General features: G+C 67.7%; 28 protein-coding genes and 2 pseudogenes. 19 read left to right on the top strand and 11 right to left on the bottom strand.

The features are described 5' to 3' along the window. Positions 1–33 precede the first annotated feature (33 nt). From sp36 to AC3WTE_RS13085, 3 genes are read left to right on the top strand one after another with little or no spacing between them, the layout of a single operon-like run. Positions 34–195 carry a Sp36 family protein gene (gene sp36, locus AC3WTE_RS13095; RefSeq protein ID WP_090562576.1) on the top strand — a complete coding sequence of 54 codons (162 nt, stop codon included), beginning with the start codon at positions 34–36 and terminating at the stop codon, positions 193–195. Then, on the top strand, positions 192–683 hold the full coding sequence (locus AC3WTE_RS13090; protein WP_492438009.1) for a RidA family protein: 492 nt from the start codon (positions 192–194) through the stop codon (positions 681–683). Before sp36 ends, AC3WTE_RS13090 begins: the two co-directional genes overlap by 4 nt. Next, on the top strand, positions 680–1,483 hold the full coding sequence (locus AC3WTE_RS13085; RefSeq protein ID WP_492438007.1) for an MBL fold metallo-hydrolase: 804 nt from the start codon (positions 680–682) through the stop codon (positions 1,481–1,483). Before AC3WTE_RS13090 ends, AC3WTE_RS13085 begins: the two co-directional genes overlap by 4 nt. Positions 1,484–1,568: 85 nt before the next feature. On the opposite strand, the gene crp is transcribed toward AC3WTE_RS13085, so the two are convergent. Next, complete coding sequence (crp, locus tag AC3WTE_RS13080; protein ID WP_020100982.1) at positions 1,569–2,243, bottom strand: cAMP-activated global transcriptional regulator CRP; 675 nt, start codon at positions 2,241–2,243, stop codon at positions 1,569–1,571. 103 nt (positions 2,244–2,346) lie between these two features. Further along, positions 2,347–2,697 carry a hypothetical protein gene (locus AC3WTE_RS13075; protein ID WP_492438004.1) on the bottom strand — a complete coding sequence of 117 codons (351 nt, stop codon included), beginning with the start codon at positions 2,695–2,697 and terminating at the stop codon, positions 2,347–2,349. A 165-nt stretch (positions 2,698–2,862) separates the two neighbouring features. On the opposite strand from AC3WTE_RS13075, the gene nth reads away from it, so the two are divergent. The 4 genes from nth to marP are packed head-to-tail and all read left to right on the top strand — an operon-like array spanning position 2,863 to position 6,156. After that, on the top strand, positions 2,863–3,549 hold the full coding sequence (gene nth / locus AC3WTE_RS13070) for an endonuclease III (protein ID WP_492438274.1): 687 nt from the start codon (positions 2,863–2,865) through the stop codon (positions 3,547–3,549). Continuing rightward, positions 3,546–4,205: a TlpA family protein disulfide reductase gene (locus AC3WTE_RS13065; protein WP_492438002.1), complete on the top strand. Its 660-nt coding sequence runs from the start codon at positions 3,546–3,548 to the stop codon at positions 4,203–4,205. Before nth ends, AC3WTE_RS13065 begins: the two co-directional genes overlap by 4 nt. A 2-nt stretch (positions 4,206–4,207) precedes the next feature. Further along, positions 4,208–4,966, top strand: coding sequence for an NUDIX hydrolase (locus tag AC3WTE_RS13060; protein ID WP_492438272.1), 759 nt, complete (start codon positions 4,208–4,210; stop codon positions 4,964–4,966). After that, the gene (gene marP / locus AC3WTE_RS13055) at positions 4,963–6,156 is read left to right on the top strand and encodes an acid resistance serine protease MarP (RefSeq protein WP_492438000.1); all 1,194 of its coding nucleotides are present in this window, start codon (positions 4,963–4,965) and stop codon (positions 6,154–6,156) included. Before AC3WTE_RS13060 ends, marP begins: the two co-directional genes overlap by 4 nt. On the opposite strand, the gene AC3WTE_RS13050 is transcribed toward marP, so the two are convergent. Continuing rightward, complete coding sequence (locus AC3WTE_RS13050) at positions 6,145–7,110, bottom strand: alpha/beta fold hydrolase (protein ID WP_492437998.1); 966 nt, start codon at positions 7,108–7,110, stop codon at positions 6,145–6,147. The genes marP and AC3WTE_RS13050 overlap by 12 nt on opposite strands. Then, entirely contained in the window at positions 7,110–7,619 is a 510-nt protein-coding gene (locus AC3WTE_RS13045; protein WP_492437996.1) for a phage holin family protein, read from the bottom strand. Before AC3WTE_RS13045 ends, AC3WTE_RS13050 begins: the two co-directional genes overlap by 1 nt. 90 nt (positions 7,620–7,709) lie before the next feature. Here AC3WTE_RS13045 and AC3WTE_RS13040 point away from each other — a divergent pair, with 90 nt between their 5' ends. Further along, complete coding sequence (locus AC3WTE_RS13040) at positions 7,710–8,390, top strand: S1 family peptidase (protein WP_492437994.1); 681 nt, start codon at positions 7,710–7,712, stop codon at positions 8,388–8,390. A 52-nt stretch (positions 8,391–8,442) separates the two neighbouring features. Here AC3WTE_RS13040 and acs read toward each other — a convergent pair whose 3' ends face one another. Further along, positions 8,443–10,401, bottom strand: a complete 1,959-nt coding sequence (gene acs, locus AC3WTE_RS13035; protein WP_492437993.1) for an acetate--CoA ligase — start codon at positions 10,399–10,401, stop codon at positions 8,443–8,445. Positions 10,402–10,525: 124 nt separating this feature from the next. Between acs and AC3WTE_RS13030 the strand changes: the two genes are divergently transcribed. Next, complete coding sequence (locus tag AC3WTE_RS13030) at positions 10,526–11,296, top strand: Fic family protein (RefSeq protein ID WP_492437991.1); 771 nt, start codon at positions 10,526–10,528, stop codon at positions 11,294–11,296. A gap of 444 nt (positions 11,297–11,740) precedes the next feature. Here the strand turns inward: AC3WTE_RS13030 and AC3WTE_RS13025 are convergent, their stop codons facing one another. Then, positions 11,741–12,610 (bottom strand): HAD-IB family hydrolase, encoded by an 870-nt coding sequence (locus AC3WTE_RS13025; protein WP_492437989.1) that lies wholly within the window; start codon positions 12,608–12,610, stop codon positions 11,741–11,743. A 494-nt stretch (positions 12,611–13,104) separates the two neighbouring features. Between AC3WTE_RS13025 and ssd the strand changes: the two genes are divergently transcribed. Together ssd and AC3WTE_RS13015 are read left to right on the top strand one after the other, a co-directional pair. Beyond that, on the top strand, positions 13,105–14,181 hold the full coding sequence (gene ssd / locus AC3WTE_RS13020; RefSeq protein WP_492437987.1) for a septum site-determining protein Ssd: 1,077 nt from the start codon (positions 13,105–13,107) through the stop codon (positions 14,179–14,181). Continuing rightward, positions 14,178–15,032: pseudogene (locus AC3WTE_RS13015) on the top strand (TadA family conjugal transfer-associated ATPase); the annotation flags it as partial. The gene ssd and the pseudogene AC3WTE_RS13015, both read left to right, overlap by 4 nt. Before the next feature lie 140 nt (positions 15,033–15,172). Here AC3WTE_RS13015 and AC3WTE_RS13010 read toward each other — a convergent pair. From AC3WTE_RS13010 to AC3WTE_RS13000, 3 genes are read right to left on the bottom strand one after another with little or no spacing between them, the layout of a single operon-like run. Further along, on the bottom strand, positions 15,173–15,790 hold the full coding sequence (locus AC3WTE_RS13010) for a hypothetical protein (RefSeq protein WP_492437986.1): 618 nt from the start codon (positions 15,788–15,790) through the stop codon (positions 15,173–15,175). After that, positions 15,787–18,444 (bottom strand): tyrosine-type recombinase/integrase, encoded by a 2,658-nt coding sequence (locus AC3WTE_RS13005; protein WP_492437984.1) that lies wholly within the window; start codon positions 18,442–18,444, stop codon positions 15,787–15,789. Before AC3WTE_RS13005 ends, AC3WTE_RS13010 begins: the two co-directional genes overlap by 4 nt. After that, on the bottom strand, positions 18,441–19,637 hold the full coding sequence (locus tag AC3WTE_RS13000; protein ID WP_492437983.1) for a tyrosine-type recombinase/integrase: 1,197 nt from the start codon (positions 19,635–19,637) through the stop codon (positions 18,441–18,443). The genes AC3WTE_RS13005 and AC3WTE_RS13000 overlap by 4 nt, the downstream gene beginning before the upstream one ends. Before the next feature lie 103 nt (positions 19,638–19,740). Here AC3WTE_RS13000 and AC3WTE_RS12995 point away from each other — a divergent pair. The 7 genes and pseudogenes from AC3WTE_RS12995 to soxR form a co-directional block, all read left to right on the top strand. Next, a pseudogene (locus AC3WTE_RS12995) lies at positions 19,741–20,061 on the top strand (TadA family conjugal transfer-associated ATPase); the annotation flags it as partial. Beyond that, entirely contained in the window at positions 20,058–20,843 is a 786-nt protein-coding gene (locus AC3WTE_RS12990; RefSeq protein WP_492437981.1) for a type II secretion system F family protein, read from the top strand. The pseudogene AC3WTE_RS12995 and the gene AC3WTE_RS12990, both read left to right, overlap by 4 nt. After that, on the top strand, positions 20,840–21,412 hold the full coding sequence (locus AC3WTE_RS12985) for a type II secretion system F family protein (protein ID WP_492437980.1): 573 nt from the start codon (positions 20,840–20,842) through the stop codon (positions 21,410–21,412). The genes AC3WTE_RS12990 and AC3WTE_RS12985 overlap by 4 nt, the downstream gene beginning before the upstream one ends. A gap of 51 nt (positions 21,413–21,463) precedes the next feature. Next, on the top strand, positions 21,464–21,667 hold the full coding sequence (locus AC3WTE_RS12980; RefSeq protein WP_492437978.1) for a DUF4244 domain-containing protein: 204 nt from the start codon (positions 21,464–21,466) through the stop codon (positions 21,665–21,667). Then, positions 21,645–21,986, top strand: a complete 342-nt coding sequence (locus AC3WTE_RS12975; RefSeq protein ID WP_492437976.1) for a TadE family type IV pilus minor pilin — start codon at positions 21,645–21,647, stop codon at positions 21,984–21,986. Before AC3WTE_RS12980 ends, AC3WTE_RS12975 begins: the two co-directional genes overlap by 23 nt. Then, entirely contained in the window at positions 21,979–22,329 is a 351-nt protein-coding gene (locus AC3WTE_RS12970; RefSeq protein WP_492437974.1) for an Rv3654c family TadE-like protein, read from the top strand. The genes AC3WTE_RS12975 and AC3WTE_RS12970 overlap by 8 nt, the downstream gene beginning before the upstream one ends. A gap of 77 nt (positions 22,330–22,406) precedes the next feature. Further along, positions 22,407–22,895 carry a redox-sensitive transcriptional activator SoxR gene (gene soxR / locus AC3WTE_RS12965; RefSeq protein ID WP_492437972.1) on the top strand — a complete coding sequence of 163 codons (489 nt, stop codon included), beginning with the start codon at positions 22,407–22,409 and terminating at the stop codon, positions 22,893–22,895. Positions 22,896–22,904: 9 nt separating this feature from the next. Here soxR and AC3WTE_RS12960 read toward each other — a convergent pair whose 3' ends face one another. Both AC3WTE_RS12960 and AC3WTE_RS12955 read right to left on the bottom strand, forming a co-directional pair. After that, positions 22,905–23,942, bottom strand: a complete 1,038-nt coding sequence (locus AC3WTE_RS12960) for a PAS domain-containing protein (RefSeq protein WP_492437970.1) — start codon at positions 23,940–23,942, stop codon at positions 22,905–22,907. A gap of 57 nt (positions 23,943–23,999) precedes the next feature. After that, positions 24,000–26,462 carry a DEAD/DEAH box helicase gene (locus AC3WTE_RS12955; protein WP_492437968.1) on the bottom strand — a complete coding sequence of 821 codons (2,463 nt, stop codon included), beginning with the start codon at positions 26,460–26,462 and terminating at the stop codon, positions 24,000–24,002. A 126-nt stretch (positions 26,463–26,588) separates the two neighbouring features. Between AC3WTE_RS12955 and AC3WTE_RS12950 the strand changes: the two genes are divergently transcribed. After that, complete coding sequence (locus AC3WTE_RS12950; RefSeq protein WP_133759409.1) at positions 26,589–26,792, top strand: cold-shock protein; 204 nt, start codon at positions 26,589–26,591, stop codon at positions 26,790–26,792. The last annotated feature ends 94 nt before the right edge of the window (positions 26,793–26,886 follow it).

The raw sequence follows: 26,886 nt of genomic DNA, 5'->3' as shown, positions 1-26,886 counted from the left end.
ATGCGGTACCCCTCGGCCGATAAGCTCGGCGGCATGAGCGAACCGACCCGGTGGGAGTACGCCACCGTCCCGTTGCTGATCCACGCCACCAAGCAGATCCTGGACCAGTGGGGCCAGGACGGATGGGAGCTGGTGTCGGTATTGGCCAACCCGAGCGGTGAGCAGCACGTGGCCTACCTGAAGCGGCCGAAATGAGCAGTGTCGGCGGGGGAGAGCGAAGCGACCCGGGGAATGTCACAGCGCGGTTGGCCGAACTCGGCATCGAGCTGCCGGAAGTTGTTGCACCCCTGGCGTCGTACGTCCCCGCAGTCCGGACCGGAAACCTCGTCTACACCTCGGGACAGCTGCCCATGCAGGGCGGCAAGCTGCCGGCCGAGGGCAAGGTCGGCGCTGAGGTCAGTGCCGAGGACGGCAAGGCCCTGGCCCGGATCTGCGGCCTCAACGCCCTGGCCGCCGTGCACGCGCTGGTCGGCATCGACTCGGTGGTGCGGGTGGTGAAGGCCGTCGGATTCGTCGCCTCGGCGCCGGGCTTCAACGGCCAGCCCGCGGTGATCAACGGGGCGTCCGAATTGTTCGGTGAGGTGTTCGGCCCCGCGGGCGCGCACGCCCGGTCGGCGGTCGGGGTGTCGGAGTTGCCACTGAATGCTCCCGTTGAGGTGGAGTTGATAGTCGAAATCGCATGACCCATCCGGCGTATGGCGTACTGAGGCCGGTCACCAGAACCGCCTCGGTGCTGCTGTGCGACAACCCGGGGATCATGACGCTCGACGGCACCAACACCTGGGTGCTGCGCGGGCCCGGTAGCGACGAGATGGTCGTCGTCGACCCGGGGCCCGACGACGATGCGCACCTGGAGCGGATCGCTGCGCTGGGCAAGATTCCGCTGGTGCTGATCAGCCACAAGCACGACGACCACACCGGCGGCATCGACAAACTGGTCGCCATGACCGGGGCGGTGGTGCGGTCGGTGGGTAGCGGTTTTCTGCGCGGCCTGGGCGGACCGCTCGCCGACGGCGAGGTGATCGACGCCGCGGGCCTGCGGATCAAGGTGATGGCGACGCCGGGGCACACCGCGGACTCGCTGTCTTTCCTCGTCGACGACGTCAGGGGCGAGCGCAGCGACGGGAAGGGTGCCGTGCTCACGGCCGACACCGTCCTCGGCCGCGGCACCACCGTCATCGACAACGAGGACGGCAGCCTGCGCGACTACCTGGAATCACTGCGGCGGCTGCAAGGTTTGGGCGGACGGACCGTCCTGCCCGGGCATGGCCCCGACCTCGCCAACCTGGCTGAGGTCACGGCCAGGTACCTCGCCCACCGCGAGGAACGGCTGGACCAGGTGCGGAGCGCCCTGCGGGTGCTCGGTGACGAGGCGTCGGCGCGGCAGGTGGTCGAGCATGTCTACACCGATGTCGACCAGAAGCTGTGGGACGCCGCAGAAAAGTCGGTCCAGGCCCAGTTGGACTACCTGCGGACTGCTTAGTAAGACCAAACGCCGATGCCCCCGACACGCTGTGCGTGCGGGGGCATCGGCGGAACTTCCTCGCGCTGAGCCGAATACTCGCGCGTTACCTCGCTCGGCGGGCCAGCCGCTCCGAGTCGGAGATCAGCACGCTCTTGCCCTCGAGCCGGATCCAGCCGCGGTGCGCGAAGTCGGCGAGTGCCTTGTTCACGGTTTCGCGCGAGGCGCCGACGAGCTGGGCGATCTCTTCCTGGGTCAGGTCGTGCGTGACGCGCAGGGCGCCACCCTCCTGCGTGCCGAACCGCTGGGCCAGCTGCAGCAGCTGCTTGGCCACCCGACCGGGCACGTCGGTGAAGATCAGGTCGGCCAGGTTGTTGTTGGTGCGGCGCAACCGGCGCGCGAGCACGCGCAGCAGCTGCTCGGCGATCTCCGGGCGGTCGGCGATCCACGCACGGAGCGCTTCACGGTCCATCGAGACCGCCCGCACCTCGGTGATGGTGATGGCGCTCGAGGTCCGGGGACCCGGGTCGAAGATCGACAGCTCACCGAACATGTCCGACGGACCCATGATGGTCAGCAGGTTCTCCCGGCCATCCGGTGACCGGCGGCCGATCTTCACCTTGCCGGAGATGATGATGTAGAGGCGGTCGCCGGGCTCGCCCTCGGCGAACACCGTGTGTCCGCGGGGGAAGTCGACCGGCTGCAGCTGTTTGGTCAGTGCGGATACCGCGGTGGGCTCGACACCCTGGAAGATTCCGGCCCTCGCCAGGATCTCGTCCACGTTGCTCCCTAAGGCTGGTGAGTGATAAAAAACGCGCGCAAGCTAGCCAGTGAACTGGTTAACAAAGTCAGTCTAGTGGTAAGCCGTTTCGCAACCAGCCACGCTACACACGATTCGTCTGGCGAGTCTCGCGAAATTGCGGATTGCTCGCATAGTGGGCATACGCGCGGCTGGGTAATTCGGGCTCACCGAAGGCTCCGAGCGGGTTGTCGCGCGTGGGCGACGGGGCCGCCAGCGCACGGGGTTCCTCGAATCGGGGTGCCGATCGGTGCGGCAGTGTGCCCGCGGCTGCGGCCTGCTGTGACCAGGCCGTTTTGACCTTGTCGACGAACGCCTTGACGTCGGCCGCGGTGTAGGTCTCCTTGGACGTATCGAGCATGGCTTCAAGGCGGCTCAACCCGAAGGTTGCCACCATGAGCAACCCGGGAATGCACACAACCAGCAACCAGGACACACGCAGAAGTAAACACGCCGAATGTCTCAGGGTGATCACGAAACGACGCCGGTCAAAGTATCCTTACCGACTTCTCTCAGTACGCTTACCGGCGTGCCTGCGCGACGATCCACCGCAAAATACGACCGTGAAACCCATCTTGGTCTGGTGCGTCGCGCCCGCAGAATGAATCGCGAACTGGCGCAAGCATTTCCGCACGTCTACTGCGAACTGGACTTCACCACTCCGCTGGAGCTCGCGGTGGCCACCATCCTGTCGGCGCAGTGCACCGATAAGAGAGTGAACCTCACGACACCGGCGCTGTTCGCCAAGTACCCGACCGCGCTGGACTACGCGCAGGCCAACCGGACCGAGCTCGAGGAACTGATCCGGCCCACCGGCTTCTACCGCAACAAGGCAACGTCGATCATCGGGCTGGGCCAGGAACTGGTGACCCGCTTCGACGGCGAGGTGCCGGACACCCTGGACGAGCTGGTCACGCTGCCCGGCGTGGGCCGCAAGACCGCCAACGTCATCCTCGGCAACGCCTTCGACGTCCCGGGCATCACGGTGGACACCCACTTCGGGCGGCTGGTGCGGCGCTGGCGCTGGACCGCCGAGGAGGACCCGGTCAAGGTGGAACACGCGGTCGGGGAGTTGATCCCGCGTAAGGAGTGGACCCTGCTGTCGCACCGCGTGATCTTCCACGGGCGCCGGGTCTGCCACGCCCGCACGCCGGCCTGCGGCGTGTGCGTCCTGGCCCGCGACTGCCCGTCCTACGGCACCGGGCCGACGGACCTGGCGACCGCTGCGGCGCTGGTCAGGGGGCCGGAGACCGAGCATCTGCTGGCACTGGCCGGGATCACCGAGTGAGTCGGTCGACTCGCTGGACCGTGGTGGTGCTGGCCGTGTTCACCGTTCTCGGCGTGGCGCTGTGGCGGCAACTGGGCGACCAGACCGCGTCCGGGCCGTCGGGCCAGCTGACCGGCCAGTTGAACGGCGCCCGGGCGCATCGCGACGCCGACACCCCGGCGGCGCTGGCCGGGCCGCGGGCCAAAGCGGCCCTGCCGCCGTGTCCCACGCCGCTGGGCGGACCCGGACCAGGGGCCATACAGGGCATCACGGTGGACTGCGCGGGTGACGGCGCGCCTGTCGACGTCGCGAAGGCCGTCGCCGGCCGGGCCGTGGTGCTGAACCTGTGGGCCTACTGGTGCGGACCCTGCGCCGACGAACTGCCGGCGCTGGCCGAGTATCAGCGCCGGATGGGCACGAAGGTGACGGTGCTGACCGTGCACCAGGACGAGAATGAGACGGCCGGGCTGCTGCGGCTGGCCGAGCTGGGTGTCAAACTGCCGATGCTGCAGGACGGCCGGCGGCTGATCGCGGCGGCGCTGCGCGTGCCCAACGTGATGCCTGCGACCGCGGTACTGCGCCCGGACGGTAGCGTTGCTGAGGTCCTGCCCAGGTCGTTCACCAGTGCCGATGAGATCGCCGCGGCGGTGAACCCACAGTTAGGAGTGTCGGGGTGAACATGCTGAACCCGCAGGCCGCCCCGGCGTGGCTTCGGCCACTTGTCGACAACGCCCCGGACCTGCCGCAGGCCTACCGCCGCCGGGTGCCGGCCAGCGTGCTGGCGGCCATCACGGCCGCGGGCGCCACGGCGACATTGACCGGAACCAAACGCGACGCCGCGGTCCTGGTGCTGTTCTCGGGGGCGCCCGACGCCCCGGCGGGCGCCCTGCCGCCCGATGCCGACCTGCTGGTCACCGTCCGCGCGTCGACGTTGCGACATCATGCCGGGCAGGCGGCGTTCCCGGGTGGCGCGTCCGATCCGGGGGATGGCGGTCCCATCGGCACCGCACTGCGTGAGGCGACCGAGGAGACCGGTATCGACGCCTCACGGCTGCACGTGCTGACGACGCTGGACCGAATGTTCATCCCACCCTCGGGTTTTCACGTGGTCCCGGTACTCGCCTACTCACCCGACCCCGGCGACGTCCTCGCTGTCGACCCGGCGGAGACGGAAATCGTCGCGCGGGTTCCGGTGCGCGCCTTCGTCAATCCCGAGAACCGGTTGATGGTGTACCGCAAGGAGAACACGCGGCGGTTCGCCGGCCCGGCATTTCGGCTCAACCAGATGCTGGTGTGGGGCTTCACCGCTCAGGTGATCTCCGCGATGCTCGATGTCGCAGGCTGGGCCCAGCCGTGGAACACCGACGTCATCGAGGAACTGGACGCGGCAATGGCGCTGTTGGGGGACTCCAACGGCTACCGTGTGGATCAACCATGACACCTTCACAATGGCTGGATCTGGCCGTTCTGTCCGTCGCATTCGTCGCCGCCGTCTCGGGCTGGCGGTCCGGGGCGCTGGGCTCTCTGCTGTCTTTTCTCGGTGTGGTGCTCGGGGCGGTGGCCGGTGTGCTGCTCGCGCCGCATGTCGTGGCGCACGTCGACGGCGCTCGTAGCAAGCTCTTCGTCGCCTTGTTCCTGATCCTTGGCCTGGTGGTCGTCGGCGAGATCGCCGGAGTGGTGCTGGGCCGCGCGGTCCGCGGCGCCATGCGCAACGAGGTGGTGCGCGGATTCGACTCGGTGGTCGGCATGGCTCTGCAACTGGTCGCGGTCCTGGTCGCCGCCTGGTTGCTGGCCACCCCGCTGACATCGTCGGACCAGCCGAATCTGGCTGCGGCGGTCAACGGCTCGCGCGTGCTGTCAGAGGTCAACGATGTCGCACCGGCCTGGCTGAAGCGGGTGCCCACGCGGCTTTCGGCGCTGCTGAACACCTCCGGCCTGCCGTCGGTGCTGCAACCGTTCGGCCGCACCCCGATCGTCAGCGTCTCGGCTCCCGACCCCGCGCTCGTGGGCGACCCGGCGGTGGCCGCCGCCAAGGGCAGCGTCGTGAAGATCCGCGGCGTCGCGCAGAGCTGCCAGAAGGTGCTCGAGGGCACCGGATTCGTCGTGGCGCCGGGCCGGGTGATGTCCAACGCCCACGTGGTGGCCGGCTCCAACAGCGTCACCGTCCAGGTTGACGACAAGAGCTACGACGCCAAGGTCGTCTCCTACGACCCTGAGGCCGACATCTCGATTCTCGATGCGCCCGACCTGCCCGCGGCGCCGCTGAAATTCGACAAGCAGGAAGCTCAGACCGGTACCGGCGCGGTGGTGATGGGCTATCCGGGCGGCGGTGAGTTCGCCGCGACCCCGGCCCGCATCCGCGAGATCATCAAACTCAACGGGCCGGACATCTACCACTCCACGACCGTCACGCGCGAGGTCTACACCATCAGAGGCAATGTCCGCCAAGGCAATTCGGGTGGCCCGCTGATCGATGGCAGTGGCAGGGTGCTCGGTGTCGTGTTCGGCGCCGCTGTCGACGACGCCGACACCGGCTTCGTTCTCACCGCCGACGAGGTGGCCAAGCAGATGGCCAAGGTCGACAATCAGGACGCGGTGCCGACCGGAAAGTGCATCTCAGCCGGGTAGCTGGTGCAGGAACGTCGACAGTTCCGAGGTGACGGTCGACGGCTGCTCTTCGTGCGCGAAATGCCCTGCACCGGTGACGGATACGAAGCGGGTATGCGGAGCGTAGCGCTGGGTCCGGCGGACCGGGTCGTCGAGCACGTAGGGATCGGCGGTGCCGTGCAGATGCAGGATCGGTACCGCGGTGCGCTGCTTCATCGCGCGCATGAAGCGCCGGCCCTCGCCGCGGACCTGACTGCGCGCCGCCCAGCGCTGGTACTCCAGCGCCGAGTGGGCGGCCGACGGAATCTGAATCGCGGTACGCAGGTGCGTGGCCGTCTGCGCGAAATCCTCCGACGCCGGCCAGGCGGCGCCGGCGCGGCTGCGGACCAGCTGCTCGACGGCGGCGCCGTTATGGCGCGTGAGGACATGTTCGGGCCACCACGGCACCTGATTGCGCAGCATCGCGGGCAACAGGGCCGCGCGCTGGCCGCGGTCGGTGAGCGTCGAGGATCGCAGCGCCATCGGGTGCGGTGAACTGACCAGCGCGATACCCCGCACGGCCCGCGGATGCAGCATCGCCGTGGCCCAGCAGACCAGGCCACCGTCGGCGTGCCCAACCAGCACGGCCGAATTGTGCCCCAGCGCTCGCACCAGGCCGGCGGTGTCCCCGGCCAATGTCCACCCGTCATAGCCGGTCGGCGGCTTGTCGCTGTCGCCGTAGCCGCGCAGGTCCACGGCGACCACCCGGGCACCGCGCAGGTCGCGCAGCTGATTGCGCCACGAGTACCAGAACGAGGCGAACCCGTGCAGCAGGATCACCAACGGGCGCTCCGCGTTGGAGGAACCGTCCGCGTTCCGGTGGTCGGGCTCCGAGCTCTCGCCCTCCACTACATGGAAGCGGATCCCGTTTGCGTGCACCTGCAGGTGTCGCCACGGACCGTCGATCCGGACGACCGACGGATCGGGCGGCGGCACTACCAGCCTGAGGTGTCGCTGGAAGCCGTGCGGGCGATGCTCTGACTCGAGGACTTTTCGTGGCCCGGCGTCAGCGCCACCTTGGCCTCCTTGACCGTGGCGATGGTGTCCCGCGGCCCACGGATCTTGCGGACCTTGAGGAAGCCCAGGAACGCGAGCGCACCGGTCGTCAGCACCATGAGTGCGAAGATGATGAGGTACGACGCCCAGCTGGGCAGCCACAGCTCCAGCAGCGAGCCGAGGAAGAAGAAGAAAAAGAACGTCGAGTAGAACAGCACCACCAGCGCGGCGATGAACAGGACGCTGCCGGTCAGGCCCTTCTTCACATCAGCGGTGATCTCGGCACGCGCCAGCTCGACTTCGGCGCGCACCAGCGTCGACATCTGCGCGGTGGCTTCCTTGACCAGATCGCCGATCGACGGATCAGCCTTGGGTGCATGGGGATCCACCAGCGGGATCGAGGTCACCGTGGCTGGAACTGCGCCATTCTTGCGATCGCCATTGCTCACGAACACGTCCTCCCGGCGTCGGTGTAGTCCTGGCATATGTTGCCACGTGGGGCGCCGGTTAACGATCCCGGCCAGCGATACACTGCCCCGATGCGTTTGGCACCCCTGTTCGCGACGGCCATTGCCCTGCTCGGCGTCTCGGCCGGGGTGCCGGCACACGCCGATGTACCGGTGCCGCTGGGCGGTGGCTCGGGCATCGTGGTCGACGGCGACACCTTCTGCACCCTCACCACCATCGGGCACGACAACCGCGGCAAGCTCGTCGGCTTCACGTCGGCGCACTGCGGCGGCCCGGGCCACGAAGTGGCGGCCGAGGGCGCCGAGAACCGCGGCAACCTGGGCGTCATGGTGGCCGGCAGCCAGCCCCTGGACTACGCCGTCATCGAATTCGACCCGGCCAAGGTGCAGCCGCTGAACAACGTCAACGGATTCCAGATCGACGGCATCGGTCCGGACCCGGCGTTCGGCCAGGTGGCGTGCAAACTGGGCCGCACGACCGGCTACACCTGTGGCGTCACCTGGGGTCCGGGACAGGACCCGGGCACCATCGTCGACCAGGTGTGCGGCCAGCCGGGCGACTCGGGTGCGCCGGTCACCGTCGACAACAGGCTGGTCGGCATGATCCACGGGGCCTTCAGCGATGACCTGCCGACGTGTGTCGTCAAGTACGTGCCGTTGCACACCCCGGCCGTGACGGTGTCGATCAATGCGGTGATCTCCGACCTCGACGCCAAGAACCGCCCGGGCGCGGGTTACGTCCCCATCGCCTGACGATACGAAAAAGTCCCCCAGCGTGATGTTGGGGGACTTTCACGTTTTCGGGTTACTTGCTGGCGCGGATGGCCTCGAAGACGCTGGGGTCGACCAGGGTCGAGGTGTCGCCGAGTTCGCGGCCTTCGGCCACATCGCGTAGCAGGCGGCGCATGATCTTGCCGCTGCGGGTCTTGGGCAGCTCGGGCACCACGTGGATCTCGCGCGGTTTGGCGATCGGGGAGATCTCCCGCGCCACCTGTGTGCGCAGTTCCTCGATCATGTTCTCCGGTCCGCCGTGCGCCGATTCCTTGAGGATGACGAACGCGCAGATGGCCTGGCCGGTGGTGGCGTCGGTGGCGCCGACGACGGCGGCCTCGGCCACTCCGGAGTGCCCGACGAGCGCGGATTCGACCTCGGCGGTCGAGATGCGGTGGCCCGAGATGTTCATGACGTCGTCGATGCGGCCCAGGACCCAGATGTTGCCGTCGGCGTCGTAGCGGGCGCCGTCACCGGCGAAGTACCAGCCCTGCTCGGCGAACCGGGACCAATAGGTGTCCTTGAAGCGCTCGTCGTCACCCCAGATGCCGCGCAGCATCGACGGCCACGGCTTGTCGAGTACCAGGTAGCCGGTGACGTGCTCTTGTTCGTCGGCGCCGGGGACCAGTTCGTTGCCGTCGTCGTCGACGATCTTGGCGCTGATGCCGGGCAGTGGGGTCATGGCCGAGCCCGGCTTGGCGGAGGTGACGCCGGGCAGCGGCGAGATCATGATGGCGCCGGTCTCGGTTTGCCACCAGGTGTCCACGATGGGGGCTTCGCCGGCGCCGATGTATTCGCGGTACCAGCGCCAGGCCTCTGGGTTGATGGGCTCGCCCACCGAGCCGAGCACCCGCAGGCTCGACAGGTTGTGCGACGCCGGGATCTGGTGGCCCAGCTTCATGAAGGTGCGGATCAGCGTCGGGGCGGTGTAATAGATGGTGACGCCGTACTTTTCGATGATCTCGAAGTGCCGGTGCTCGGTCGGCGAGGTGGGGGTGCCTTCGTAGACCACCTGCGTCACGCCGCCCGCCAGCGGTCCGTACACGATGTAGGTGTGCCCGGTGACCCAGCCGATGTCGGCGGTGCACCAGTACACGTCGTCGGCTTTGATGTCGAAGACGTTGTGGTGGCTGTAGGACGCCTGGGTCAGGTACCCGCCGCTGGTGTGCACGATGCCCTTGGGCTTGCCGGTGGTGCCGGAGGTGTACAGCAGGAACAGTGGCTGCTCGGCGTCGAAGGCCTCGGGTGTGTGCTCGGGCGACTGCGAGTCGACGGTCTCGTGCCACCAGACGTCGCGGCCTTCGGTCCAGTCGACGTCGATGCCGGTGCGCTTGACCACCAGGACGTGCTTAACAGAGGACTGGCCGGCCCCGCCTGATCCCAAGGCCTCATCCACGGCGGACTTGAGCGACGCCGCCTGGCCGCGGCGGTACTGCCCGTCGGTGGTGATGACCAGCTTGGCTTGGGCGTCCTCGACGCGGGCGGCCAGCGCGGTGGCCGAGAATCCGGCGAACACGACCGAGTGCATGACACCGAGACGGGCGCAGGCCAGCATCGCCACGATGGCTTCGGGCACCATCGGCATATAGATCGCGACGCGGTCACCGGCGACCAGGCCCAGGGCGGTCAGGGCGTTGGCGGCCTTGCTGACCTCGTCCTTGAGCTGGGCGTAGGTGATGTCGCGGGCGTCACCCACGGGCTCGCCTTCCCAGTGGATCGCGACACGGTCGCCGTTGCCGGCCTCGACATGGCGGTCGACGCAGTTGTAGGCGACATTGAGCTTGCCGTCGCCGAACCACTTGGCGAACGGGGCGTTTGACCAGTCCAGGACCTCGGTGAACGGGGTAGCCCAGGACAACCGCTCGCCCTGGCGGCGCCAGAATTCCAGGCGGTCGGCGTCGGCCTCCTGGTAGAGCGCGGCAGTGGCATTGGCCTGTGCGGCGAACTCGGCAGGCGGTGGATAAGCCTGTGGCACAGCGGTGTCTTGTGTCATGGCTGTGAGCGTAGTCACTGACACGTTGCAATGACGTTGGAGGTGGCTCGCCACCGTGACGTTGGAGGTGGCTCGCCACCGTGACGTTGGAGGTGACCGCCTGGTGGCACTACCCTGTGCGGACGTGGCTGCACCTGACCCGCTGGCTCCTTTGGCAGAACTGCCCGGCGTGGCCGTGGCGGGCGACGAGGCGCGTGAAGCGCTCGGTAGAGCCCATCGACACAAGGTGAACCTGCGCGGTTGGCCCGCCACCGCGGCCGAGGCCTCGGTGCGGGCGGCCCGGGCATCATCAGTGCTGGACGGTGGCGCGCTGAGCTTCAGTAAAGAAGGCGAGGCTCCCGCCAAAGGGGAACGCGCTGACGCCGTGCTGGCCGGCGCGCTGCGGGTGGCCGAGGCGCTCGAAGGTGGCGCGACGGCGTTGATCGGGGTCTGGCAGCGGGCACCGTTGCAGGCGATCGCTCGGCTGCACACGCTGGCGGCCGCGGATCTGGCGGATGAGGACCACCTCGGCCGCCCCCGCACCGATGATCCGGATGTGGGTCGGCGGCTGGAACTGCTCGGCGAGATCGTGGGTGGCGGGAGCCGGGTGCCGGCGACGGTGCTCGCGGCCGTCGCGCATGGCGAACTCCTGAGCCTGGCTCCGTTCGGGGTGGCCGACGGTGTGGTGGCGCGCGCGGTGTCCCGGCTGATCACCATGGCCAGCGGGCTGGACCCGCACGGTCTCGGTGTGCCCGAGATGTACTGGATGCGTGAGGTCGGCGAATACCGTGCCGCGGCACGGGGCTTCGCGTCGGGAACCGCTGACGGCCTGACGGCCTGGCTCATCTGCAGCAGTCGCGGCCTGCATTCCGGGGCGCGCGAGGCGTTGTCCATCGCGCAGGCTTCTGCCAAGTAGCGGTCCGGCCGGCACCGGCTCCAGCAAACAGGCAAATATAAAAGCGGGCGGCGCTCCGTCGTCAGAGGTCTGACTCGGCTCGCCGCCCGCTAGCACGGAATCCCGGTTACCAAGCGTGCTTGTTGGGTTGTGTGGGTGGCCTCGGCGTCCCTGCAACGCGCTGCGGCTGGAACTCCACCCAAGGAATTCTCGTAGCCGTTCGCTTTTCGCAATTACGCAGGCCCACAACGCTTTTACCATTGTCGCGGTATGTGCTCCGCGTGGGTGCCGGTATTCCGTGCTGGGATGCCCTCTTCGGGAGGTCGAACCTTCTCTTCCGGTTCGGTCTTGGCCTCGGGGGCTTCCGTGCTTCCTTTGTACTCCGTGACCGCAGTCACATCAAGGGCCAATCGCGGGCGATTTCTGATTGTTACGGAGGGTCCTTCAGCAACTCGTCAGTAGCTGTCAGAAGTTCAGACGACGGAGCAGCGAGTACGTCACGGCGCCGGCTGCGAGGGCGCTGGCGCCGACGGCCAGAGTCGTGGCGACGGCGGCACTCGACGGCGCCGGGAGCCGGTCTCGCAGCGAGACCGGGCGGTTGAAGGTCAGTACCGGCCAGCCGCGCGCGACGGCCTCCTTGCGTAGTGCGCGATCCGGATTGACCACGGCCGGGTGGCCGACGGCCGCGAGCATCGGCAGATCGGTGATGGAGTCCGAGTAGGCGTAGCAGTGCTCGAGCGCGTAGCCCTCACGGGCGGCGAGTTCCTCGATGGCCTGCACCTTGCCCTCGGCGAAGCAGTAGAAGTCGACGTCGCCGGTGTACTTGCCGTCTGTGACCACCATGCGTGTTGCCATCGAATGGTGGGCGCCGAGTTCGCGGGCGATGGGCGCCACGATCTCCTCGCCCGATGCCGAGACCACGACGACGTCACGGCCGCACAGCTTGTGATCGGCGATCAGGTTGGCGGCTTCGGCGAAGACCAGTGGGTCGACGATGTCATGCAGCGTCTCGGCGACGATCGACTTGACCTGTTCGACGTCCCAGCCGGTGCACATGTTGGTCAGGTAAGACCGCATGCGGTCCATCTGATCGTGGTCGGCGCCGGACATCAGGAACAGGAACTGTGCGTAAGTGGACTTGAGCACGGCTTGTCGATTAAGCAGTCCCTGGTTGAAGAAAGGTTTGCTAAAAGCGAGGGTGCTCGACTTGGCGATGACGGTTTTGTCGAGATCGAAGAAGGCTGCGGTGCGCACCGGACCGCTGGGCTCGGCCTCCTGGCGCGGCGCGGCCGCGGCCTCGGCGGCCGGATCGGTTGCGGTCACGGCTCCCAGCATAAGCTCCGGAATGCCGGTGCCGGGTGGGCGGCAGCGTCGCCGTGTCGGTCGCCGGTGACCTGACCGCCGCGGCGATTGACGTGCTGACACGCCCCTTTCACAGACAATCAACAGTTGCGCAGAGCACTGTTGACGTGTGTATAGTGGGCTTTACCCGGCTAGCTCCGGGTGTGCATCAGCCCGACCCCCCGGGGCTGATCCACGACGACCTCCGCCTCCTCCCCCCCTGGCGGGGGTCGTCCCTTTTTCGGGGTAGGTCAGATTTCCTCCAGGCGAAGCCTCTTCGACGCGTTTCTGTCGGCGTCCGTTCGCTCTTTTCTGCCTGTGGCGTAACCGCCGCGATCCTGACTCGTCGAATGTCGCTCGAAGTTCGCGAAAAGTTGCGGAACGACATTCTCACGACTCCGTCAATAAAGTTGTCCACAGTTTGCGATCCATCCACATTCTGCGCGTGCGCTCTGGTGTCGCGGCCTGCTGCCGATCACGGTGGACTTATGACAACAACCGGGGCGCTGGCGCTGATCTCTGACGCCGGACTGCGCGACGACATCGAGCGCATCGCCGCGGCGGCGGGCATCAGGGTGGTGTACGGGGCGGAACCGTCCGGCCGGAATGCGTGGGTCGGAGCCGCGGCGGTACTGCTCGATGTCGCGGCCGCCCAGCGCTGTCGCGAGCTCGGGATGCCACGGCGGCCTGCTGTAGTGCTGATCGCCGCCGAAGTGCCGGGCACCTGCGAGTTCGAGGCCGCGATGGTGATCGGTGCGCAGGATGTCATCACCTTGCCCGGCCAGGAGTCCGATCTGGTCGGTGTCCTCGCGGACGCTGCAGCCGGCGAATCGGACGGCCGCCGAGGTGCCGTCGTCGCGGTGATCGGTGGCCGCGGCGGTGGTGGGGCATCGGTGTTTGCGATCGCGTTGGCGCAGGCCGCGGGCGACCCGGACCACGAATGCCTGTTGGTCGATGTCGATGCCTGGGGTGGCGGCATCGACCTCGCCCTCGGCGCCGAGGGCGATGCCGGCCTGCGCTGGCCGGACCTGGCGGCAGCGGGAGGAAGGCTCAGTTATACGGCGCTGCGTGATGCGCTGCCGCGCCGGCAGGGCGTGGTGATGCTGTCGGCCGGACGCACCGGCGTCGAATTGCGGCCGACGGCGCTGGCCGCGGTTGTCGAGGCCGGAAGCCGGGGCGGTGCGACCGTGATCTGCGATGTGCCGCGGCAGGCATCGGTCGCGGCGGAGACCGTGGTTGCCGCAGCTGATCTCGTAGTCGTGGTGGCGCCGGCGGATGTGCGGGCCTGTGCGGCCACACGTGTGGTGGCGGAATGGGTGGCGGCACTCAACCCGAACGTCGGTTTGGTGGTGCGGGGTCCCGCGCCCGGCGGGCTCCGCGCTACCGAGATGTCGACGATGCTGGGGTTACCGCTGCTGGCGGCCATGCGTGCGGAGAGCAGTCTCGACGATGCACTCGAGCGGGGCCGTCTCGGCCGCAGTCTGCGGAGCCGGTCGCCGCTGGCGGCGGCCGCCCGTCGCGTCCTCGCGGTGCTGCGCGGGCAGCCGGGGGCGGGGCGCGCATGACGTCGTCGTTGGTGGATCGCGTACGGGAGCGCCTGGCCGCGCAGAACAGCGGTGCGCTGCATCCCAACACGGTGGCCGCAGCCATCCGCGCCGAGTCCGGCGGCGTGCTGGCCGACAGTGACGTGCTGGCAGGCATGCGGCTATTGCAGACCGAGCTGACCGGTGCCGGGATTCTGGAGCCGCTGCTGCGGGCGCCGGGTACCACCGACGTGCTGGTGAGCGCGCCCGACGAGGTGTGGGTCGACGATGGAAACGGGTTGCGCCGCAGCATGGTCCGCTTTCCGGACGAGGCCGCCGTGCAGCGCTTGGCGCAACGGCTGGCGCTGGCTGCCGGTCGCCGACTCGATGATTCGCAACCGTGGGTCGACGGTCACCTGGGCGGTATCGGTGGCGGCTTGAGCGTCCGGTTGCATGCCGTGCTACCCCCGATCGCCGCGGCAGGCACCTGCCTCTCGCTGCGGGTGCTACGGCCCGCGACCCAGGACCTGGCCGCTCTCGTCGGGTCCGGAGCCATCGCGCCACCGGCCGCGTCGTTGATCGACGACATCGTGGCGGCGCGGCTGGCCTTCCTGGTCTCCGGCGGGACCGGCGCCGGAAAGACCACCATGCTGTCGGCGCTCCTCGGTGCCGTCGACCCGGCCGAACGCATCGTCTGCGTCGAGGACGCCGCCGAGTTGGCGCCACAACATCCGCACCTGGTCCGGTTGGTCGCCCGCGGCGCCAACGTCGAAGGCGTCGGTGCGGTGACGGTGCGCGATCTGGTGCGGCAGGCGCTGCGGATGCGTCCGGACCGCATCGTGGTCGGAGAAGTTCGCGGCGGCGAGGTCGTGGACCTGCTCGCCGCACTCAACGCGCCCTTTAGTTGCCAAAAATTTGAATTTGTCATTGTCTTTCCTGCTCAAAATGTGGAGGACGCGTTCGCGACGATATTGAGTTGATGCGACGTGTCTCGCTTGCGGTGGTCGCCGGAGGCGCTGTGGCTGCCGGCTTTTCACGATGAGTTGGGTTGGTCGGTGACGAATAGCTGAGTCACGTTGCGTTGACGTTCCCGCTTGACGTTGGCGCGTGCCCCGTCGAGTGATCGGGTGAGCTTCTGCACTTCGAGGTGCGCGTCTGTCAGGTTCTGGTTCGCCACGGCCAACAAGCCCCTCAGCCGGGCGTTCTCATCGACGAGGTGCACGCCTTCGGGGTCGTAGAGCTGGCCGATGAGATCGGCGATGCGTGAATCTCGTTCGGCGAGATCGGCCTTGAGCTTCTTGGCATGAGCTTCGGCGTTGACGGCCCTCTCGCGCCAGGACGAGGTCCGCCCATCGATGTTCTGTTCAGCGCGAATCGTGGTGGCGATCTGCGAGGCGTTGCGTGCATCCAGGACTGCCTGGGTCAGTTCGGGGTGGCGCGGGTCGTAGATGAACGTTTTGCCGACCCCGGAGAGGTCGCAGACGTCTTTGACAGTGAACGGAACTCCGGTTTTCGTGAGCTTGCCCAGGGCTTTTCGGATTCGTTGTTCGCATTCGATGCTGCGGTGCGCTCGCTTGGCGATCGCTTCGACGGGCCGGCGCCGTTTCCTAGCGGCCGCGCCCGGGCGCGAGGTGGAGTTGGTGGCGCTCATGCTGGGGTCATCTCCGATCCTTGGGCTGGTGGCGCGAGTTGGTCGAGCGTCCATCCGGTGGTGAACACCGGATGGAAGTAGTCATGGCTGGGGCTGCGCAGGTCGAGCTTTTCGGCTTCTTCGAGCAGGCCGAGCTCATCGAGGGCTTCACGCAGTCCGGCGAGAACCGGCTGCCAGGGGTCCCACGCGGACAGGATGTAGTCGCGGGCATCCTCGTTGGGGGCGCCTTCGGCGAAGTGAAAAGCGGCGTCGCGCTTGCGTTCCCAGTACGCCAAATCCGCTCCGGTCAGGGCGAAGTGTTCGCACGGCCCTTGGGGTCCGCTGGTGCAGTTCTTCGCAAAGGGGCAGCTTTCGCCACCGACCACGGGGCCGTATCGGCAGATTCCGTGCTCCACAGGGATGACGGCTAGGTCGATCCGGTCGCGCACCGCCGCCGGGTCGGCGTCGAGGTCGCCGGGGCGCAGCAGGATGGTTCCGGGTTTGTTGGTGCCCGGTCCGGCGGCCCAGATCTGCTTGAGGTGCTTGGCCATGCTCGCGTCGTTGTAGCGGGCGTAGTGCGCGAGCGCTTCGTCGGAGAAGTGGCCCAGCAGCTGGCGGACCAGTTCTGCCGGGGCGCCGCTGTTGAGCAGCGAGGTGGCCAGTGTCGCACGGGTCTGGTGGGTGGTGATCCCGGACAGACCCAGGCCGGCGAACCACTTCTTCCATGACTTGCTGAACGAGGTGTAGGAGACTTCCAGGGTCAGATCGGGGTTGAGGTGCGCGCCGGGGAACAGCGGCATGGTCCGTTCCCATTCGGCCTCCAGCCGCTCACGCCCGGGACCGTCGAGCGCAGCGAGGCGTTTGCGGTAACGGTTGCGCAGTTTGGCTTTGGTGATCGCCTGACGGCGCAGCAGCCGCTCGTAAACCGGGACGTGGCAAGGTATTCCGTAATCGACCACATTGACCTTGCTGATGTCGCGCCACAGGTACGGCTGCGCCACGCCGACCATCCCGATGCACCCCAAGCGCAGGTTGAGGACCTCGCTGATCCGGCCGCCCTGAAAAGCCTGTACCAGCCACACGTCAGACAGGCCCACCTCGGCGGTATCCAATTCGTCGAGCGCACGCAGATTGTCGGGATCGACGAGCAGCTGGTAATCACCGAAGCTCAACGGCCTCGGCAGCGGGCTTCTCGCGGGAACCGGGAAATCAGGAAACCGCAGCAGGAAATCTTCGGGTGTCGTCGATGGCCGGCCGCGTTCTTTATTGTGCGCCAGCACGAGGTAGGCGTTGCGCATCAAGATGTGCCGGGCGCGCTCGACCAGCACCCCGTCAGCCTTTCGGGCTTCGTCAATCAGCGGTGGAACAGGGATCTGCTCTTTGAACCACAGATTGATCAGCTCTTTGATCGCGTGTGCGTCGACGGCGTGCAGCAGCGCCGGATCGTTCCCGTGATCGGGGCGTATTTGCTCCAGCACGTACGACAACAGCACGGTCCCCGAACGCCGGTAAAACACCGTGCCCGTCGAGACCCGCTTCCCGTCAGGTTCAAGGGACTGGTCGTAGAGGTAGTCCCACAGCGCGTCGCGCAGCCACCGCTGAGAAATTTTGGTCAGGTCCCATACTGAACGACGCCGTTCACCAATTTGACTGCCGGGGAACGCTTTCCCGCCGGAGACGACGTGGTCAAACCAGCCGGCCTCTTTCGCAGTCTCCTTGGTCAGCATCAGGCTGCGTGCCGCGATGGGCAGGTCCCGGCAGATGCGCTGCTGGGGGCGGTTGTCCTGATCTGCTGCGATCGCCTCCACCATCGGGTCCAGCAGCGATACCGCACCAGCGGCGGCCAGTCGATCCACCACCGCCTGGATGTCCATGGGCCGCCACTGCGTGCGCCGTGCCGTTTTGGCGTGACGGTCGAGCCCGTAGCGGATTTCGCGCTGCAAACTCGCCGGCAGGGCCGCCAAATGCAGTTCTCCGCGGCTATCCAGGGTCCTGGTGGTGGCAACCGTCACCGGCGAGGCCAGCCAGTCCTCGAACGCCTCTGGGGTGCGCCCGCCTCCGCTGCGTTTGGTCCACAGGCGCCAGCCCTGCAGGTGCGTGCGGCACAGCGGTCGCTTGTGCGCGCCGCTGAATTGGCCGCAGTCGGCGTCGCGGACACACGGCCGAACCGCGCACTCGGCATCGAACGGCGGCAGCGGTTCTTGCGTTGCACGCCAATCTATTTCGTCAATGCCCAGCTGGCGAGCACGCCGCAGCCGCTTATTGTGCTGGGAACACAATCCGTTGCCCGCTACTTCACGGTTGTCGCCGCAGATCGAACACCCCGGGCGGCGCTCCAGTGCCCATCCCCAACTCCGGCTGCCGTGCGGCGCGGAAGTGGTCGTGAACTCCTCCATTGTCTTTGACCCGCGAAGCAGGGTGAATTCGCGTGCGTGGAAAATGCACAGCAAGCTGGTAATGGTGGTCCCGATCGCGCCGTCACACCCATTGACCGGGCACCCCCACCCGTAGGTGGAATGGTTGCGCGGGAACACGATGGGCTCCGCCAACAGCCACGACGGGAACTTCTGACTGATCAGCTCATACCGCTGCTCAGCTGACAGTTCCATATAGTCCGCCGAGGTCTCAACCAGCGCAGGTCGTGACTGCTCGCTGATCGCGGCTTCGGCGCTCACAGCTGGGCTCCGCCGCTTCTGGTGCCGCCGGCCAGTCCCGGGGCCGTCTCCCAAACCCGATGCAGGTGCGCCATCGCTTCCCGGTTCGCCGACTTGCCATACAACTCGGTGACCATCGACGGGCTGGACCAGCCGAACTCCTGAGCGACCATCTCCGCGTTGAAATCCGTCTCCGCGTACAACGCCGCAGCCGCCCGGTGACGGAACGCGTGCGGGGTGATCCGGGCATTAAGACCGGCACGCTCACACGACCGTCGCAGCATCTTGCGCACCGCCGACGTCGTCAACGCCCGCCCCGGCGAGACGCCCCGCAGATGCACCAGCACCTGCTCGTGGTCAGCCAGATGCGCGACCGGCTGATACTCGTCGAGCAGATACCCGTAGAAGCTGCTGACCATCGCCGGGCTCACCGCGCGGATCACCCCGTCCAGCACATAGCCGTCGACGCTCAGTCCCGCCGACGCATACGCCTTGGCCCGCGCCCGATTGGGATTGTCGTCGCGGCCGACGACATGGATATGCGGGTCGGCGCGTTGGCCGCACGGATGGTGCTCGGTCAGGTGAAGATCGCAAAACCGCAGGCCGCACATCCCACCGACCCGCAAACCCCCGTCACGCAGCCACGTGACGATCATCAGATCGCGCGCGGTGGTCAGCACCGACGGCTCGAACAGTGACGCCACTACCGCGTCTGCCAGAAACCGTGGTCGCCGCGCAGACGTTCGGGGCGCCAACGGATTTGACGTAACCTGCCGCGCGCCTTTGCGTTTCACCGTCCGGGGTGCGGCCTCGAAACCGGCGACCAGCTCGACGCTGGCCTGACCCCTCACCGCCAAAGCTATGTAGTAGGCCTTCACGATCGTGGCCACGTTGGCTGCCGCCGACGCGCCCAACGGTTTCTGTTTCGCCGACCGCCACGGCACACCGTAGACACCGTCCGCCTGACCTGTGAGCCCATTCATGTAGCGGCGCAGGTCATCCAGCGTTACCGCGGTGGTGGCCTTGCTGTTTACGTGAAGCCAGTTGAGGTGATCAACCAGGCTGTAGGCATACGTTTCTTGGGTCGACGAACCGAACCGCGTCAACACATCCAGTGACGGCCGGTGCAGTTCCCCAGCTGGCGTGAAAATCCAGTACGACTGCCGGCCACCGGTGTGAGCAATCCTTCGGACAGTGAATCCACCTTCGAGCAAGTCCCAACCTCCCCAGTAGCAATGTGACGAACGCATTGCTACTGGGCGTCCGCGACGCCAGGAAAGAGACTCTCCGCGAACGTACCGAACGTTCACACAGTAGGCATCTAAGACAGGCCACGAGGGTGGTGCTGGGACGGTCCATGCCAACAGTCCCGCCGAGGTGCCCGCCCGTATGGAGGCGTTGGCGTCCGTCGGCGGATTGGACCGGTCCGCGCTGCATTCTCAGCTGGCGGCCGCGTGCCAGCTCGTACTGCACACCGCGCGAGCCCGTGATGGCCGACGGTACTTGAGCGAGGTCGCGGTGTTGCACCGCGTCGGCGACGGGACCGTAGCGGCGGTGACCGCGTGGCAGGTCGATCGGGGCGCCGGACCGGGAATGGCGGCCCTTCGCGAGCTGCTGGCCGCTCGGGGTCGGTCATGAGCCCCGCACTGATGCTGGCGCTGGCGGTACTGGTGGCGCCGCGGCCGGGCGGGCTCGAGCGGTTGGGGCATCGAAAACGATTGGCGGGACTGGGGTCTCGCAGTGGTTCGCGGATGTTGTGGTTGCCGGCGGCGGTCGCCGTGGTGTCGCTGGTAGCGCTACCCCTGCCGGTGACGCTGGCGGGTGCGGCCCTGGTCGGGACCGTGGGGTTGCGGTGGCAGCGCTCGCGACGGGAGGCCGCACGCGCCAGGGAGGCGCAGACGCTGCAGGGTGCGCTCGGCATCCTGGTCGGGGAATTGCGTGCCGGGGCACATCCGGTGGCAGCGTTCGACGCCGCGGCTCATGAGGTGGACGGACCGGTCTCTGCGGCGTTGGGAGAGGTCGCGGCACGCGCCCGGCTGGGCGCCGATGTCGCGGCCGGGCTGCGCGCCGTGGCGGGGACGTCGGCGCTCCCGGCGCACTGGCAGCGGCTGGCCGTGTACTGGCAGCTGGCGCTGGACCACGGCCTGGCCATCGCCCCGCTCATGCGTGCCGCAGAGCGGGACGTCGTTGCACGCGAACGCTTCTCGTCGCGGATCAGAGCGGGTATGGCCGGGGCCCGTACGACGGCGGCGGTGCTGTCCGGATTGCCCGCGCTCGGAATTGTCTTGGGGCAGTTGATCGGTGCGCATCCCGTCCGCTTCCTGCTCGGTGACGGCGCGGTCGTGCTGGTGGTCGGGGTGCTGCTGTGCTGCCTCGGGCTGTTGTGGTCGGACCGGATCATCGCGCGGGCGCAGCGATGAGCACGGCGTCGCTGCTTCTGCTCGCGGTGGCGATTCTGCTGATCCCTGGTACGCCGGCGCACAGAATCTGGCCGCGGGTGCCGGACCGGTCATCGCCCCCGGCGACGTCGAACGACGACCCGTTGGCGGTGCCGTCGAGCTTGGACGTGCTCGCGGCCTGTCTGTCGGCGGGCATGGCGACCAGTGCCGCCGCCTCGGCTGCGGTGCCGTCCGCGCCGGCCGGATTGGCCGGTGTGCTGCGTCGCGCGGCCGAACTGCTGGCTTTGGGGGCAAGTCCGGCGACGGCCTGGTCGGACCGGGGTGGCGGTACGAATCCGCACGTGATCGCGCTGCTGCGGTTGGCTCGCCGATCGGCGTCCTCGGGTGCCGCGATGGCTCAGGGCGTCGCCGAACTGGCCGAGCAGGCCAGGGCCGACGCCGGTGACGCGGCGGACGCGGCTGCCGAGCGGGCCAATGTTCTGATCGCCGGTCCGCTGGGGCTCTGCTACCTGCCGGCCTTCGTCTGTCTCGGCATCGTGCCCGTTGTCGCCGGTCTGGCGGGTGACGTGTTCCGGTCCGGGCTGCTGTGACCCACGCAGATTTCCGACGCCGGCCGGCGTCACCACAAGGGGAGGGAAACCATGAAACCGAACATCATTCGCACGCTTGAAGCCCGAGCGACCATGCTGCTCACCGATGAGGGCGGGATGTCGACCGTCGAATATGCCATCGGCACGGTGGCCGCCGCGGCGTTCGGCGCCATCCTGTACACCGTGGTCACCGGGGACTCGATCGTCAGTGCTCTGACCAACATCATCTCTCGTGCCCTCACCACGAACCGATGACCGCGGCGGCGTCACGGTCGAGGCGGCATTCGCGGTTGCCGCGCTCATCGCGGTCGCCGTCCTCGGTATCGGTGGCCTCGCGGCGGTCTCGATGCAGGTGCGCTGCCTCGACGCGGCCCGGGAGGCGGCCCGGCTCGCGGCCCGCGGCGACGACCGTGCCGCCGTCGAAACCGCCCGTCGTACCGGACCCGACGGCGCCACGGTCGAGGTGCGGCGCGACGGGGGACGGGTCGTCGCGCGGGTCCGTGTCCCGGCGCCGTTGCTACCCGGCATCACGGTGGGAGCGGAGGCGGTGGCGGCGCCCGAGCCCGGTGTGTGACGACGAGCGGGGTGCCGCGACGGTGTTCGCGGTCGCGCTGATCGCGGTGCTCATCGGCCTCATGACCGGGGCGGCTGCCGTCGGTGCCGCGGTGATGGGCCGCCACCGCGCGCAGTCGGCGGCCGACCTTGCCGCATTGGCGGCCGCGGGCGCGTTGGTCTCAGGGCCCGGCCAGTCCTGTAGCCGCGCCGCCGCTGTTGCCGAAGCCATGGGCAGCCGGGTTGGTCAGTGTTCGGTGCGGCAGTTGGACGTGGTGGTCGACGTGGAGGTGCCGGTGCGGTTCGGCCGGTGGAATCTCGGCGTCGCGCACGGTCAGGCCCGCGCCGGACCAGGCGAGCGGTAGCCCGACCGCGACGATGATCTGTGCGACCGTGAGCCGCCCTGTGTCACTTGGCATATCGCTACCGTAGAATCTCAACTATGGTTGAGATCAAGCGAATGGGTCCGACTGATCTCCTCACCATCGGGGAGATCGTGAAGCGGACCGGCGTCGCCGCGTCAGCGTTGCACTTCTACGAGCGGAAAGGGCTGATCCACCCCGAACGCACGGCTGGCGGGACCCGGTTGTATCCACGTCACCTGGAGCGGCGTATTGCCGTCATCCAGGTGGCGAAGCGGCTCGGCATTCCCCTCAGCGAGGTCGCCGAGCACTTCCGGACGCTTCCTGATGATCGGATGCCGTCATTGCGGGACTGGACCAGGCTCAACAAGCGCTGGCGTGCGCAACTCCGCGAACGGCAGCTCGAGTTGGAGCGGCTGCAGTCGGAGATGGACCAGTGCATCGGGTGCGGATGCATCTCCCTCAACCACTGCCTGGTCATCAACCCCGGCGACGAGCTCGCGGCCGAAGGGCCGGGCGCCCGGCGGTTGCTTCCCTTCGACGGGGCGAATCCGACAGGCGCCGAATAGGATTCGCGATCAGGACTCGGCTGCGCCGTCGCTCAGCCGGTCCCCGGCGGCCATGAGCTCACCGTAGGTGGGCAGGCGCAGGGACAGCAGGCCGGCGAAGGTGTCGTCGGCGACCTGGAGCCGGTGCGCGGTGACGTGAATCGGGACCCACCCGCCGTCGTGGGCGCGCAACCGCAGCACCCGCGAGGTCGGTCCGCTGCCGAACTCGACCGTCATGGCCGCCATCTCGGCGATCTCGTCCGGGTGTACCAACTCGGATGGCGCGCCGGCGCTCCAGTCGAAGAGCGGACACGGTTCGCCGATCCATTTGATGAGCTTCCAGCTGTTCAGATCCACCATGGCCCGGTAGATACCGGGCACGGCCGGGCCGCCCGCGATCTGCTGCGCCCGGTCGAGTGGTGCGGCCGACGAATTGTCCCGGACGCCGCGCCAGTTCATGGCCCGGCAGACCAGTCGGTCGTGGCCGTCCTCGTCGGGTTCGTTGAGTACCCGCGCGCAGAATCCGACAGTGATGGGCCGGCCCCGGAAATCGGTCATTTCCCAAGTACTGGTGAACGTTTGGCCAGGTTTTGGCTTGATGACGGCCGAGATGACCCGCGCCTCGTTCGGGTTCAGTATGCGGGTCTGCAGGTCGTCGGCGAATGCGCGGCCATGGGTGGCCTCGGCCGCCGGGTTGAGGCCACTGTTGGCCAGCGACTCCATGGTGTCGGTCGCGATGCCGCCCGTCAGATCCCACTTCAGGGGACCGGGGATCATCCGGTCCGGCGGATCGGCGTTGGGAGTGCCGACCCATACGTGCACGCCATGAATGCGTCCGTCGGTCATCTGCACCACTTCGGTCCGGATCACGCGGTCGCTCTTGGGGGTGATGCTCGTCAGCGGCAGTCCGGCGCGCACGGTTTCGCCGATCGCCGACTGGATCGCCATCAAGCTGGAGTTGCGCCGCAGGTAAGCACTGATGGGAACCATGTTCTTGGTTTGCTGCCCTTGCGCGACGACGGCAGGTTCGGCGCCGAGGGTCTCGACGAGGAGCCAGTCGTCCGTCATGGCCGTAGTTTATCCGTTTCGGTGCGCTTTGCCTCTGTCCGGAGTCGGCCGACCGGCCTACTTTCCGTGTGCCGCCAAGGTGTCGACGACGAGGCGAAGTACCTGCACAGCGCCGGCTTTGTCCAGCGGATCGTTCGCATTGCCGCACTTGGGCGATTGCACACAGGAAGGGCAACCGTGACGGCACTCACACGCCTCGATGGCCGCTGCTGTGGCGGACCACCAGGTGGACAGCTGCCGGAACCCGCGGTCGGCGAACCCGGCTCCGCCCGGATATCCGTCGTACACGAAAATCGTTGGCAGGCCGGATAAGTCGCCGGGTGCGGGTCCGGACGCGGTGGACACGCCGCCGATGTCACCCCGGTCGCAACTGGCCACCAGCGGCAGTAGGCCGATCGCGGCGTGCTCGGCCGCGTGCAGCGACCCGGGAACTCGCAGCGGATCAATTCCCTTGTCCAACAGTATCTCCGGTGCCATGGTGCACATGACCGCCATGGTGTCGAGGGTGCGGGTCGGCATGTCGAGATCGACGAAATCGAGCACCGCGCCGTCCATCGCTCGGCGCAGGAACCCGACGACGGTGCCCGATACCGACACCGGGACGAGGCCGATGGCGACCGGCCCGAAACGATGAATCTCACCGGTGCCACGGAGCGAGATGTCGGTGACCTCCCGCGCCGATGTCGTGTAGCCGGGATTCTCGGCGTGTACGAAGGCGACGCCGGCTTCGAAGTCCAGCGCGTCGACCAGAAAGGTCTCGCCCTGATGCAGGTGGACCGCGCCCGGATGGACCGAGGCCGGCGCCTGGCCGGCGCCGGTGCTGCCCAGCATGCGTCCGGTGCCGGACTCCAGGATGGCGATCTGCCCGCCCGATGACCCCCGGATGTCCACGGCGGGATGGGGATCCACGCCGGGTGCCGGAAAATAGCCGGCGGGACGCTTGCGTAGCAGTCCGTCGTCGACGAGTGATTCGGCTACCGCTTCGGCGTCCCACATCCGCACCTCGGCGGGCGTCAACGGGAGTTCGGTTGCCGCGCAGAGCAATTGCGGCGACAGTACGTACGGGTTGCCGGGATCGATCACGATCCGCTCGATGGGCTTGTCGAGCAGCGCGGCGGGGTGATGCACCAGGTAGGTGTCGAGCGGGTCGTCGCGGGCGATCAGCACGATCAGCGCGCTCTGGCCGCGCCGCCCGGCCCGGCCGGCCTGCTGCCAGAACGAGGCCACCGTACCGGGGAACCCGGCCAGCACGACGGCGTCCAGTCCGGCGATGTCGACGCCGAGCTCCAGTGCGTTCGTGGTGGCCAGGCCGCGCAATTCCCCTTCCGTCAGAGCGTGTTCCAGGGCCCGGCGATCCTCGGCCAGGTATCCGGCTCGGTAGGACGCCACCAGCGGGGCCAGTTCGGGCGCGACGTTCTCGAGCCGGGCCCGCGCCCCGAGCGCCGTCAACTCGGCGCCGATGCGTGATCGGACGAAGGTCAGGGTCCGAGCGCCCTCGGCGATCAGATCGGCCATCACCCGAGAGGCCTCGGTGCCCGCGGAACGGCGGACCGGGGCGCCGTTCTCGCCGATCAGATCGGTGAGCAGCGCCGGCTCCCACAGCGCCACCGTGCGGCCGCCGTGCGGCGACCCGTCTTCGGTGACCGCGGTGACCGTCTGGCCGAGCGACTCGGATGCCGTGTGCGCCGGGGCGGCGGTGGTGGCGCTGGCGAACACCACTGTGGGCGCCGACCCGTAACGGTCGCACAGCCGCATCAGCCGGCGCAGTACCATCGCCACGTTCGAGCCGAAAATGCCTCGGTAGTAATGGCATTCGTCGATCACCACAAACTGCAGCTGACGCAGGAACACCGCCCATCGGGAATGGTTGCGCAGCAGCGACAGGTGCACCATGTCCGGATTGGAGAAAATCCACCGGGACCGTTCGCGGGCGAATTGCCTTGCCTCTGTGGAGCTGTCGCCGTCATAGGCGGACGGGGCGATGTTGGACAGGCCGGGAATGACGCCGCACAGCGACTGCGCGGCGCGGAGCTGGTCGTGGCCCAGCGCCTTGGTCGGAGACAGATACAACGCGCGGGCGTGCGCATCGGTTTGCAGCGCGTGCAGGATCGGCAGTTGGTAGGCCAGGGATTTGCCGGATGCGGTGCCTGTCGCGATGACCACGTGCCGGCCGGCGTGCGCCAGCTCGGCCGCGGATACCTGATGTGACCACGGCTGCGCCACACCGCGATCGGTGAACGCCCGCACCACGTCGTCGCCAACCCAAGCGGGCCAGGGCATTCGGCGAGCCTGACGCGACGCCAGATCAGCGACATGCCGCAGCGGCTGCTCGTCGGCGGGGGTGCCGTCCAGTGCGGAGGCCAACAGCTCACGCCCGAAGTTCGGCTGCGCTGCAGCGCCATCGGATTCCGCGTGTGTCACTGTGATCCCTTCTCGGCCTTGGCTGCCGCGTGCTGAAAGCGGCCAAGATGAATTGTTAACCACAGTTCGTCGTGTGACTGTTGCGACAGCGCCCGACATGGTTGACTGATCTTGGTCGCAGCTTCTGTGTTCGTGTGTCAACACCCGGGAACGTTGTCTGCGTTCCCGGTACACCGGAAGACTCGGTGGATCGCACCCGCAGTAACAGAAGGAAATGAAGGACAAATGCCACAGGGGACTGTGAAGTGGTTCAACCCGGAGAAGGGTTACGGCTTCATTGAGCAGGAAGGCGGCGGAGGCGACGTCTTCGTCCATTACAAGCAGATTCAGTCCAACGGGTTCCGCACCCTTGAGGAGAATCAGAAGGTCGACTTCGAGGTCGAGCAGGGTGCCAAGGGCCCGCAGGCTCTGAACGTCCGCCCGGTCTGAGGTCAGCACCGAGCAACGCCCCCGCATCGTCAGCGATGAAGCGGGGGCGTTTTGCATAGCTGGCCTCCACGCCTTTCGTCGTGGGCTGGCCTAC

This window comes from Mycobacterium sp. FW102-FHT13B02 (assembly GCF_058790275.1).
The sequence above is the reverse complement of the archived record's forward strand: the minus strand, read 5'-3'. Positions and strand labels throughout refer to the sequence as shown.

Coding starts and splice junctions, on each gene's coding strand:
- sp36 (WP_090562576.1), top strand. CDS start 34: ATGAGCGAACCGACCCGGTGGGAGTACGCCACCGTCCCGTTGCTGATC.
- AC3WTE_RS13090 (WP_492438009.1), top strand. CDS start 192: ATGAGCAGTGTCGGCGGGGGAGAGCGAAGCGACCCGGGGAATGTCACA.
- AC3WTE_RS13085 (WP_492438007.1), top strand. CDS start 680: ATGACCCATCCGGCGTATGGCGTACTGAGGCCGGTCACCAGAACCGCC.
- nth (WP_492438274.1), top strand. CDS start 2,863: ATGAATCGCGAACTGGCGCAAGCATTTCCGCACGTCTACTGCGAACTG.
- AC3WTE_RS13060 (WP_492438272.1), top strand. CDS start 4,208: ATGCTGAACCCGCAGGCCGCCCCGGCGTGGCTTCGGCCACTTGTCGAC.
- marP (WP_492438000.1), top strand. CDS start 4,963: ATGACACCTTCACAATGGCTGGATCTGGCCGTTCTGTCCGTCGCATTC.
- AC3WTE_RS13040 (WP_492437994.1), top strand. CDS start 7,710: ATGCGTTTGGCACCCCTGTTCGCGACGGCCATTGCCCTGCTCGGCGTC.
- acs (WP_492437993.1), bottom strand. CDS start 10,401: ATGACACAAGACACCGCTGTGCCACAGGCTTATCCACCGCCTGCCGAG.
- AC3WTE_RS13025 (WP_492437989.1), bottom strand. CDS start 12,610: ATGCTGGGAGCCGTGACCGCAACCGATCCGGCCGCCGAGGCCGCGGCC.
- ssd (WP_492437987.1), top strand. CDS start 13,105: ATGACAACAACCGGGGCGCTGGCGCTGATCTCTGACGCCGGACTGCGC.
- AC3WTE_RS13010 (WP_492437986.1), bottom strand. CDS start 15,790: ATGAGCGCCACCAACTCCACCTCGCGCCCGGGCGCGGCCGCTAGGAAA.
- AC3WTE_RS12990 (WP_492437981.1), top strand. CDS start 20,058: ATGAGCCCCGCACTGATGCTGGCGCTGGCGGTACTGGTGGCGCCGCGG.
- AC3WTE_RS12985 (WP_492437980.1), top strand. CDS start 20,840: ATGAGCACGGCGTCGCTGCTTCTGCTCGCGGTGGCGATTCTGCTGATC.
- AC3WTE_RS12980 (WP_492437978.1), top strand. CDS start 21,464: ATGAAACCGAACATCATTCGCACGCTTGAAGCCCGAGCGACCATGCTG.
- soxR (WP_492437972.1), top strand. CDS start 22,407: ATGGTTGAGATCAAGCGAATGGGTCCGACTGATCTCCTCACCATCGGG.
- AC3WTE_RS12960 (WP_492437970.1), bottom strand. CDS start 23,942: ATGACGGACGACTGGCTCCTCGTCGAGACCCTCGGCGCCGAACCTGCC.
- AC3WTE_RS12955 (WP_492437968.1), bottom strand. CDS start 26,462: ATGTCGGGCGCTGTCGCAACAGTCACACGACGAACTGTGGTTAACAAT.
- AC3WTE_RS12950 (WP_133759409.1), top strand. CDS start 26,589: ATGCCACAGGGGACTGTGAAGTGGTTCAACCCGGAGAAGGGTTACGGC.